Consider the following 6,562-nt stretch of genomic DNA (forward strand, 5'->3'; position numbering starts at 1 on the left):
GATATTCGATCAAATCCGCTCAACTTCCACAAGACAATCGTAAAACGTCGCCGAATTGCCCAGGTCTGTCAGCGCCTGGCTCGTCACCTCGTTCGCGTTCCTGCCGTCCGGCGACAGCTTCTTCCACCAGATCGACAGACCGACGACGAGCCCGGCACGCGCGCGATCGGTTACTCGCGCGAGCGCCTGCATCGATCCGCGGTCGTTGAAGATACGGACGACGTCTCCCTCTGCGATGCCGCGCGCGCGGGCGTCGGACGGATGCATGTCCAGGTGCGGCTCGCCTTCCGTCGAACGCAGGCTGTCGACGTTCACGAACGTGCTGTTCAGGAAGTGGCGGGCCGGCGGCGAAATCATCGCCAGTGGATAGCGTGCGGCAAGCCCGGGCGCGGCTTCGGCCGATTCGAACGGCGGCAGATAGTCAGGGACGGGGTCCATGCCCATCTGCTCGAGCCGCGGGCTGTAGAACTCGCACTTGCCGGAGGGTGTGCGGAAACCGCCGTTCGCGAATGGCGCTTCCGGCAGCTTGAGCTTCAGCCAGCCGGCGCGCTTCAGCGTGTCCCAGTCGCTGTCGAGCGCCGGATCGTCCCAGCGAAGCGCCGCACGCGCGACCTCTTCGTCGCTGTGATAGAGCGCGGGCTCGTCGAGTCCCATGCTGCGCGCGATTCCGCGAAAGATCTCCGTGTTCGGCCGCGCGTCTCCCACCGGCGGAATCGCCGGCAGGTTGGCCATCACGTAGGTATGGCCGTACGACTTATGGACATCCAGATGTTCGAGCTGCGTCGTCGCCGGCAAGACAATGTCGGCGAAATCGACCGTATCCGTCTTGAAGTGTTCGAGAACGACCGTGAACAAATCGTCACGTGCGAAGCCCGCGGCAACCTTCGACGAGTCCGGCGCAACCGCCACCGGATTCGAGTTGTACACGATCACCGCTTCGACTTTCGGCCCGAACGTCGCGTCGCCCGGGTGTAGCAGCGCATCGCCGAGCGCGTTCATGTTGATGATGCGCGGCAGCTTGTGCGGCCAACCCGGCATCAGGTCCGGACGCACCAGCGTCGCCTGATTGACGGGCGCCGATTCCGACGACGAGAGCAGCAGGCCACCCGCCCGATCGCGCCACGCCCCCGTCAATGCCGGCAGGCTTGCGATTGCGCGCACGGCATTGCCGCCGCCGCGAACGCGCTGCATGCCGTAGTTGAGGCGAATCGATGCCTTGCGGGTGGCGCCGTAGCGACGCGCAAGGTCGACCAGCTCCGATGCGTCGATGCCGCAGATCTGCGCAACGCGTTCCGGCGGGTAGGACAAGGCGCGCGCCTTGAGTGCGTCAAAGCCGAGTGTGTGGTCGGCGATGTAATCGTGATCGAGCAGGTTTTCGGTAATCAGCACGTACATCATGCCGAGCGCAAACGCGCCATCGGTACCGGGCTTCAGTGCAATGTGCTGATGACATTTCTCCGCGGTGAGCGAACGGTACGGGTCGATCGCGACAAGATGCGCGCCACGACGCTTCGCTTCCTGCGCGCGGGTCCAGAAGTGCAGGCTCGATGCAATCGGATTCGCGCCCCATATCAGGATCAGCTCGCTTTCCTCGAAGTGCTCGACGTGCATGCCGACACTACCGCCGTATGTGTATCGCAGCCCCGCCGCGCCGGCCGCCGAGCAGATCGTGCGCTCCAGCCGCGACGCGCCGAGCTTGTGGAAGAAGCGCTGGGCAATGCCCTCGCCTTGCACGAACCCCATCGTCCCCGCATAGCTGTACGGCATGATTGCTTCCGGCGCGCGCTCGGCGATTTCACCGAGGCGACGCCCGATCTCGTCGAATGCCTCGCTCCAGCTAATCGGCACGAAGCGCCCTTCCCCCTTCGCGCCGACGCGCTTGAGCGGGACGGTGAGGCGATCGGGATGATGAACGCGATCCGCGTATCGGCTGACTTTCGTACACAACACACCCTGCGTCGGCGGATGATCGGGATCGCCGGTGACCTTGATTGCCTTGCCGTTCTCGACGGTCACCCGCATTGCGCACGTGTCCGGACAATCATGCGGGCAAACGGCCCGGGCTATCTGGGTGGCGGCGTTCATCGTTTTTGAATGCAGAGATGGGGATTCGCAAATTTTACGTGGGGACGTTTGACCTTCCCCCTCTGAAGTGAGGCTGACCCAATTTCCGTCCCAGTCTTAATTGGAAAATTCCGGCTCTTCGGGGCGGCCCGAATCGGCCCGATCGGTGCACTGGCGGGCAAATTCCGCCGGTGTCATCCACTGCAGCGCAGAATGAGGACGCGCCTCGTTATAGTACTCGCGCCAGACCTCGATTTTGCGTCTGGCGTCCTCGAGCGACAAGAACCAATGTGCGTTGAGGCATTCCTCCCGGAAGCGTCCGTTGAAGGATTCATTCTTCGCATTGTCGGTCGGCTTGCCAGGACGCGAGAAGTCAATCTCCACGCCATTCTCGTACGCCCATTTGTCCAGCGCCTTCGAAATAAATTCGCTGCCATTGTCTGCCTTGATATAGCGGGGAAGCGGACGATGCTGCGCAAGCCGGGTCAGTGCGGCGACAACGTGCTCGCCACGCAACGAGCCGTCGACTTCAATCGCCAGGCATTCTCGCGTGTAGTTGTCCACGATCGTGAGCGTGCGCAAGCGTCGACCATCAAACAACGCATCAGCAACTAATGGTATGGTCCACCCGCTTCTTCTATCGTAGTGGCGCTACCACCCATGGAGGCTGCCATGAACTCGGTCACGTTAGGAATCGATCTCGGCAAGCGCTGGTTCCACGTCGTCGGCTGCGACGCTGCTGGCAAAGTCGTGCTGCGCGAGAAGTTGGGGCGTAATCAACTCCTGCAGCTTATGGCACAACATCCACCGTGCCTTGTCGGCATAGAAACATGCTGTGGCTCGCAGTATCTGGCCCGCAAATTTCAGGGCTTCGGACATGACGTCAAACTTCTGCCAGCACAGTACGTCAAGCCGTTCGTCAAATCGCAGAAGAACGACTTTAACGACGCTCAGGCTATTGCCGAAGCTGTCCGACTTCCGACGATGCGGTTTGTGCCGCTCAAGTCAGAGGAACAGATGGATGTCCAGGCGCTGCATCGCGCCCGCGAACGCATGCTCCAGCAACGCCTGGCATTGACCAACCAGATTCGCGGACTGCTGCTGGATCGCGGCATCGAGATTGCACAGGGGTTCTATGCGCTTCGCACCGTGTTGCCCGCTCTGCTCGAGAAGGAAGACGCCGGCTTAACTCCCATGATGCGCGATCTTGGACACATGTTGCTCGACATGTGGAATCACACGGAAACAACCATTGAACAGATGAACGACCGGCTCAAATGTCTCTCACGTGAGAGTGACCTTTGCCGACGCCTTCAAACGATTCCCGGCGTCGGTGTCTTGCTGTCGACCGCCATCGTCTCCGCAGTCGGCAATGCATCAACGTTCCGGCGGGCACGTGATCTCGCCGCCTGGGTGGGGCTGGTGCCACAACAGCATACAACCGGCGGCAAGCCACGTTTGCTAGGTATTACAAAGAGGGGAAACAGTTATCTGCGTCGCCTGTTCGTGCAGGGCGCCCGTGCGCTATGGGTATGGAAAGACAAGCATCCCAACGATCCGATCCAGCACTGGCTAATCCAACTTGCCGAACGCCGGCATGCGCACATTGCAGTCTGCGCACTGGCAAACAAACTCGTACGCATTGCATGGGCTGTCATGCGAAGCGGCGCGGAGTTTAACCTGAACTACCGCACCGGAATCGCAGCAGACCGATAGCTCTACCCCTGACCACCGTTACTTTCCGCAGCTCGCGCAGCCAATCAGCATGGCGCAAACGACCATCCGTCGCTTCCCCAAACCCGTATGGACTTCCGGCAGACATCATGCCGCGCCACTAATTGGGACGGAAGCGTGCGACTACATCATGCAGGCCAGATCCGGCTTCGATCGGATCGCTATAGGCCGGATAGATAAACGCGAGTCGTCTATCGCCACCAGTCTGCGCTTGCGGTTTGCGGGTGGACCATAGAGAAATCCATACTCCAGATTTCGTTGATTGCGCTTACTAACTGCTTTGGCTGTCGGCGCCGGGCCGACTTGTTCCGTCGAGGTCGTTTGTGGCGCAACGAAAGCCCCAATTCGCGATACACGCGTTCGACGCGTTTATGATTATCTCGCCAGCCTTCCCGGCGAAGCATCACGTACACGCGGGGCGCGCCGTAATGCACCCGCACTTCCGTGATCTCCTTGATGCGCATCTCCAGCGCGCTTTGATCCCGCGCGACCGACTCGTAACGGTAGACCGTGCGGGACAGCTGCAACAACGCGCAGGTCTGCCGCTGGCTTGCGCCGAAACGCTGCATCAAGTCCGTGACCAGATCACGGCGCCGAGAAGGCTTCAGAGCTTTTTTGACAGCACATCCTGCAGCATGGCCTTGTCCAGCGACAGTTCGGCCACGAGGCGTTTGAGCTTCGCGTTTTCTTCCTCAAGCTGCTTCAGCCAGCGCAGCCCCGAAGGCGCCAGCCCGCCGTACTTCGTCCGCCAGTTGTAAAACGTCGCGTCGCTTATCCCCATCTTGCGGCAGACCTCCGCGACTGGTGTGCCCAGCTCGGCCTGCTTCAACGCATATGCGATCTGCTCTTCGGTGAACTTGCTCTTCTTCACGGCATGACCTCCTGGTCTCGATAACAACGTCATGCCGGAATTCCCCACTTCCAAATGGGACAGTTTTGCGGGCTAGGGTCAATTTGCGGCAGAGGAGCCCGGCGTACGTAGCCTCGGTCACGCCTCGCCACATGCTTTTTGGAATGCCGAAATGCAAAAACCCCCGCCTTTCGGACGGGGGTTTTTGGCTTGAGGGAGCCTGACGATTACCTACTTTCACACGGGAATCCGCACTATCATCGGCGTAGAGTCGTTTCACGGTCCTGTTCGGGATGGGAAGGGGTGGGACCGACTCGCTATGGTCATCAGGCAAAGAGGGTTGTTGTGCTGGCTTCGCAGCACAACCAATCTTGGAAGAAGCAGTAATTTTGAGTTGTGTGTATCACACACGAGAATCCAACTTGTCTCATCTTGCTACGCAGGTCGCCGGTACTTCAACCGGCGCGCCGCATCGATCAGCTCCGCTGCTCGACGCTCTGCGTGGGATGCTCGTAAGTGCTGAAGCACTAACGATCATCGACAAGGCAGACTTGTTATAGGATCAAGCCTTACGGGCAATTAGTATCAGTTAGCTGAACGCATTACTGCGCTTACACACCTGACCTATCAACGTCCTGGTCTCGAACGACCCTTCAAGGGGATCTAGTCCCCAGGGATATCTCATCTTAAGGCGAGTTTCCCGCTTAGATGCTTTCAGCGGTTATCTCTTCCGAACATAGCTACCCGGCGATGCCACTGGCGTGACAACCGGTACACCAGAGGTTCGTCCACTCCGGTCCTCTCGTACTAGGAGCAGCCCCCTTCAAATATCCAACGCCCACGGCAGATAGGGACCAAACTGTCTCACGACGTTTTAAACCCAGCTCACGTACCTCTTTAAATGGCGAACAGCCATACCCTTGGGACCGGCTACAGCCCCAGGATGAGATGAGCCGACATCGAGGTGCCAAACACCGCCGTCGATATGAACTCTTGGGCGGTATCAGCCTGTTATCCCCAGAGTACCTTTTATCCGTTGAGCGATGGCCCTTCCATACAGAACCACCGGATCACTATGACCTGCTTTCGCACCTGCTCGACTTGTCGGTCTCGCAGTTAAGCACGCTTATGCCATTGCACTATCAGCACGATTTCCGACCGTACCTAGCGTACCTTCGTACTCCTCCGTTACGCTTTGGGAGGAGACCGCCCCAGTCAAACTGCCTACCATGCACTGTCCCCGACCCGGATCACGGGCCAAGGTTAGAACCTCAAACAAACCAGGGTGGTATTTCAAGGACGGCTCCACCGAAACTAGCGTTCCGGTTTCATAGCCTCCCACCTATCCTACACAGATCGGTTCAAAGTCCAATGCAAAGCTACAGTAAAGGTTCATGGGGTCTTTCCGTCTAGCCGCGGGTAGATTGCATCATCACAAACACTTCAACTTCGCTGAGTCTCGGGAGGAGACAGTGTGGCCATCGTTACGCCATTCGTGCAGGTCGGAACTTACCCGACAAGGAATTTCGCTACCTTAGGACCGTTATAGTTACGGCCGCCGTTTACCGGGACTTCAATCAAGAGCTTGCACCCCATCATTTAATCTTCCGGCACCGGGCAGGCGTCACACCCTATACGTCCACTTTCGTGTTTGCAGAGTGCTGTGTTTTTATTAAACAGTCGCAGCCACCAGTTTATTGCAACCCCTTCACCCTCCTGGCGCAGGCCAGTCAAGCTACAAGGGCGTACCTTATCCCGAAGTTACGGTACCAATTTGCCGAGTTCCTTCTCCCGAGTTCTCTCAAGCGCCTTAGAATACTCATCTCGCCCACCTGTGTCGGTTTGCGGTACGGTCATCGTTAGACTGAAGCTTAGAGGCTTTTCTTGGAACCACTTCCAATTGCTTCGCTCCCT

At 58.7% G+C, this 6,562-nt stretch carries 2 protein-coding genes, 2 rRNA genes and 2 pseudogenes (1 of these 6 cut by a window edge); 1 reads left to right on the forward strand and 5 read right to left on the reverse strand.

What is annotated here, in order from left to right:
• Positions 1-9: 9 nt before the first annotated feature.
• Positions 10-2,085, reverse strand: coding sequence for a molybdopterin oxidoreductase family protein (locus HWX76_RS05620; RefSeq protein WP_050013914.1), 2,076 nt, complete (start codon positions 2,083-2,085; stop codon positions 10-12).
• Between the two features lie 96 nt (positions 2,086-2,181).
• Positions 2,182-2,691, reverse strand: a pseudogene (locus HWX76_RS05625) (integrase core domain-containing protein); the annotation flags it as partial.
• A gap of 45 nt (positions 2,692-2,736) precedes the next feature.
• Here HWX76_RS05625 and HWX76_RS05630 point away from each other — a divergent pair.
• Positions 2,737-3,780, forward strand: a complete 1,044-nt coding sequence (locus HWX76_RS05630; protein WP_060316196.1) for an IS110 family transposase — start codon at positions 2,737-2,739, stop codon at positions 3,778-3,780.
• Positions 3,781-4,034: 254 nt separating this feature from the next.
• Here the strand turns inward: HWX76_RS05630 and HWX76_RS05635 are convergent.
• The 3 genes and pseudogenes from HWX76_RS05635 to HWX76_RS05645 all read right to left on the reverse strand — a co-directional run.
• Positions 4,035-4,669, reverse strand: a pseudogene (locus HWX76_RS05635) (transposase); the annotation flags it as partial.
• A 197-nt stretch (positions 4,670-4,866) separates the two neighbouring features.
• Positions 4,867-4,979: ribosomal RNA gene (gene rrf, locus HWX76_RS05640) — 5S ribosomal RNA — on the reverse strand.
• A gap of 227 nt (positions 4,980-5,206) precedes the next feature.
• Positions 5,207-6,562: ribosomal RNA gene (locus tag HWX76_RS05645) — 23S ribosomal RNA — on the reverse strand (it continues 1,520 nt past the right edge of the window).

Origin of the sequence: Burkholderia sp. BCC0398, assembly GCF_902833245.1 — a bacterium.
GTDB lineage: Bacteria > Pseudomonadota > Gammaproteobacteria > Burkholderiales > Burkholderiaceae > Burkholderia > Burkholderia sola.